The 3,829-nt window shown below is 66.1% G+C and carries 3 protein-coding genes and 1 pseudogene; 2 read left to right on the forward strand and 2 right to left on the reverse strand.

Features of this window, described 5'->3' with window-relative positions; genetic code table 11:
• Both BRAS3809_RS15080 and BRAS3809_RS15085 read right to left on the reverse strand, forming a co-directional pair.
• Positions 1–263 (reverse strand): annotated as a pseudogene (locus BRAS3809_RS15080) (hypothetical protein); the annotation flags it as partial.
• Between the two features lie 136 nt (positions 264–399).
• A complete protein-coding gene (locus BRAS3809_RS15085) occupies positions 400–1,434 on the reverse strand; it encodes a cobalamin-independent methionine synthase II family protein (RefSeq protein ID WP_008962980.1) in 1,035 nt (344 codons plus the stop codon).
• Positions 1,435–1,606: 172 nt separating this feature from the next.
• Between BRAS3809_RS15085 and BRAS3809_RS15090 the strand changes: the two genes are divergently transcribed.
• The gene (locus tag BRAS3809_RS15090) at positions 1,607–2,794 is read left to right on the forward strand and encodes an acetate/propionate family kinase (RefSeq protein WP_008962981.1); all 1,188 of its coding nucleotides are present in this window, start codon (positions 1,607–1,609) and stop codon (positions 2,792–2,794) included.
• Positions 2,795–2,894: 100 nt separating this feature from the next.
• Positions 2,895–3,829, forward strand: a 935-nt coding sequence (locus BRAS3809_RS15095; protein WP_035656353.1) for a GMC family oxidoreductase, incomplete at its 3' end; no start/stop codon positions are given.

Below are 3,829 nucleotides of genomic sequence, written 5' to 3' on the forward strand. Positions count from 1 at the left end.
CTCACCGCCTGCGGCGGCGGCAGTGGCCGCGCGGCCATGGGCGGTGCAGGTTGTTGGATGGGAGGAGGCTGCAACGACGGCATCGTCGGCACCAGCTCGAGCGGCACCACGCGCGCGAACGAGCTGCGCGCGTCGCGCAGCAGCCCGCCCATGACGTCCTCGATCGGATCGGCGCTCGCAGGGCCGACGGATGCGCAGCCGAGCAGGGCGATCGCGCCGGCGACACGTCTCGGCGTGAATCCTGGCATGATGCAGACGGCCATCAGAGCCTCCCTTCCGCCGAGATCGGCCCGGCCGGTCTTCAGCGTTCGCCGCCTGCCTTATTCCGCAAATGGGGTTCAAGGGTGGCGCCGCCGTGGAGATCGCCGCCCGACATGCGTCGCTTCTGCCGCATTGCCTTTATGCTAGCTCTTCGCGCACCCGCGCCGCCGCCGCGCACATCGCCTTCAATTTCCCGAACGCGGTCGCCCGCGGCAGGTATTTCATCCCGCAATCCGGCGCGACCACCAGCCGCTCCGGCGCCACGACTTTAAGGCCGTTGCGGATGCGCTCGGCGATGACCGCGACCGGCTCCACCTCGGGATCGCCGAGATCGAGCACGCCGAGCACGATGGTCTTGGCCGAGAGCTCCTTCAGCACGCCAAGATCGAGCCGCGGCTGCGCCGCCTCGATCGCAATCTGGCTGGCGCTGCAATCGGCGAGCTCCGTCAGGAACGGATATCCGCTCGGCTTGCTGGAGCCCGGCACGATCGCGGCATAACCGAAGCAGACATGGACGACCGTGGGCACGGTGATGCGATCGAGCGCCCGGTCGATGGCCTTCACCGCATAGCGCCGCGCGGCCTGCGGGTTGTTGCGGACCCAGGGTTCGTCGAGCTGGATGACGTCCGCGCCCGCCCGCTGCAGATCCCGGGCTTCGGCATTGACGACCTCGGCGAAGGCCATCGCCAGCGCCTCGTCGTCACGATAGAAATCGTCCTGCGCCTGCTGGCTCAGGGTAAATGGCCCGGGCAAGGTGATCTTGGCGGCGCGCGTCGTGTTGCGGCGGAGGAACTCCATGTCGCGCAGCTCGACGGGGTATTTCCGCCGGATGGGACCCACCACGCGCGGCACCGGGGTCTTGATGCCCGATGGCGAGATGATGATCGCGGGATTGTCGGCGTCGATGCCGTCGAGCGCCGTGGCAAAACGGTTGGAATAGCTCTCGCGGCGGATCTCGCCATCCGACACGATGTCGATCCCGGCCTGCTCCATGTCGTGAATCGCGACGATCGTGGCATCGTCCTGGGCATCGTCGAGCAGCGGCCGCTGGATCCGCCACATGCCCTGCAACCGGATGCGCGGCACGGATTTGGAGAGCATGGTGCGATCGACCAGCCAGTCCGGCTGCGGATAGCTTCCGACCACGGTGGTCGGCAGGAGATGTCGAGGCATGGTCACCACAGTCCTCCCCGCAAGCCGGTTCGCTTGGGCAACGCGTCGGCGGACGATACTATCGCGCCAGCGATACAACCTAGCGTTTTATTTGTCTTCGGGCCGTCATGAAATTGGATCGTATTTTCGGCATTTTGTGCGTTGGTAGGACAGCTCTGCGAGGACTGGCGGCATGACCCAGCAGCACATTCTGACGCTCAATGCCGGTTCCTCCTCGATCAAGTTCGCCTTGTTCGAACGCGGAGCCGATCCCGTCGAAGCGATGCGCGGCCAAATCGAGGCACTCGGAAGCGCCACGCCGCATCTTCGCGCCAACTTGAGGGGCGAGAGCTTCGCCGATGAGCGGCTCGATGCAACCCGGGCGACCGATCACGAGGCAGCGCTGGTGGTGGTGATCGATGTCCTGCACCGCGCCCTCGGCCGCACCCCCGTCGACGCGATCGGTCATCGCATCGTCCATGGCGGACTCCTGTTCACGCACCCCATTGTCGTTGATCATGACGTCGTGGCGCGCCTCGCGACGCTCGATCCGCTGGCGCCGCTGCATCAGCCGCACAATCTCTCCGGCGTGCGCGCCGCGCACCGTGCATTTCCCGGCGCGCTGCAGGTTGCCTGTTTCGACACGGCCTTCCACCGCTCGCATCCCTGGGTGAACGACACCTATGCCTTGCCGCGCGAGTTCTACGACCAGGGTATCCGGCGCTACGGGTTTCACGGACTGTCCTACGAGTACGTCATCCATCGACTGAGGGAGATCGCGCCGCAGGAGGAGAAGGGCCGTGTGGTCGTCATGCATCTCGGCAACGGCGCCTCGATGTGCGCGATCCGCGACGGGCGCAGCATCGGTTCGTCGATGGGCTTCACCGCGCTCGACGGCCTGCCGATGGGTACACGCTGCGGACAGCTGGATCCTGGCGTCGTGCTCTATTTGCTGCAGGAAAAGGGCATGACGGCCGCGGCGGTCACGGATCTCCTCTACAATCATTCGGGGCTCAAAGGCCTCTCGGGACTGTCGCAGGACATGCGCGAGCTGGAGCAGTCCGGCACGCTGGAAGCCGGCCAGGCCATCGATTATTTCGTCGACCGGATCAGGCGCGAGCTCGGCGCCATGACGGCGGTGCTCTCCGGCCTCGATGCGGTCGTGTTCTGTGGCGGCATTGGCGAACACGCCTGGCGTATTCGGGAGCGCGTCTGTGCGGGGTTCGAATGGCTCGGCATCGGCTTGGACGAGAGCCGGAATCGCGCCGGTGAAACCGTGATCTCGTCCGACGCTTCGGGGGTTCGCGTCTTCATCATCAATACCGACGAAGAAATGATGATCGCGCGGCACACCGCGCAACTGCTCGGCGAAAGGAGGTAACGGCGCATGGGCCGGCCAGCCCTGCCGATTTGTGGCTTGCATGCGCTGCCATTTTGGTATCTCCAGGGATCAAAGAACAAAATGATCGGGCAGGATAGCGATGGAAGGCAGCGCGGCGTTGCGTGAGCAGGACCTGGAGTTCGATTACATCGTGGTCGGCGCCGGCTCGGCCGGCTGCGTGCTCGCCAACCGGCTGAGCAGCGACGGCAGGCACACGGTGCTGCTGCTCGAAGCCGGACCGAAGGACACCAACATCTGGATCCACGTCCCGCTCGGCTACGGCAAGCTGTTCAAGGAAAAGACCGTCAACTGGATGTACCAGACCGAGCCCGAGCCGGGGCTCGACGGCCGCTCCGTGTTCCAGCCGCGCGGCAAGGTGCTCGGTGGCTCCAGCTCGATCAACGGCCTGCTCTATGTCCGCGGCCAGCACGAGGACTACGACCGTTGGCGGCAACGCGGCAATATCGGCTGGGGCTATGACGACGTGCTGCCCTATTTCAAGCGGGCGGAAAATCAGTCGCGCGGCGCCGACACCTATCACGGCACAGGTGGCCCGCTGCCGGTGTCGGACTGGCGGCACGAGGATCCGCTGTCGGAGGCGTTCGTCAAGGCGGCGGTCGAGACCGGCCTGCCGTTCAATGGCGACTTCAACGGTGCGAGCCAGGAGGGTGCGGGCTTTTTCCAGACCACGACGCGCCGTGGGCGCCGTGCCAGCAGCGCGGTGTCCTATCTGCGCCCGGCTCTCGGCCGCAGCAATCTCCACGTCGAAACCGATGCGCTGGCCCAGCGCCTCCTGTTCGAGGGCCGCCGCGCGTCCGGCGTCACGTTCAGCCAGCGCGGCCGGCAGCGGACGGCGCGGGCCCGCAAGGAGATCCTCGTCTCGAGCGGAGCCTACAATTCGCCGCAGCTGCTGCAGCTGTCCGGCATCGGCCCGGCTGATCTGCTGAAACAGCACGGCATCGACGTCGTGCTCGATGCGCCGGGTGTCGGCAGCGACCTGCAGGACCATCTGCAGGTGCGCATCGTGATGCGTTG

Source organism: Bradyrhizobium sp. STM 3809 (genome assembly GCF_000239795.1).
Classification (GTDB): Bacteria; Pseudomonadota; Alphaproteobacteria; order Rhizobiales; family Xanthobacteraceae; genus Bradyrhizobium.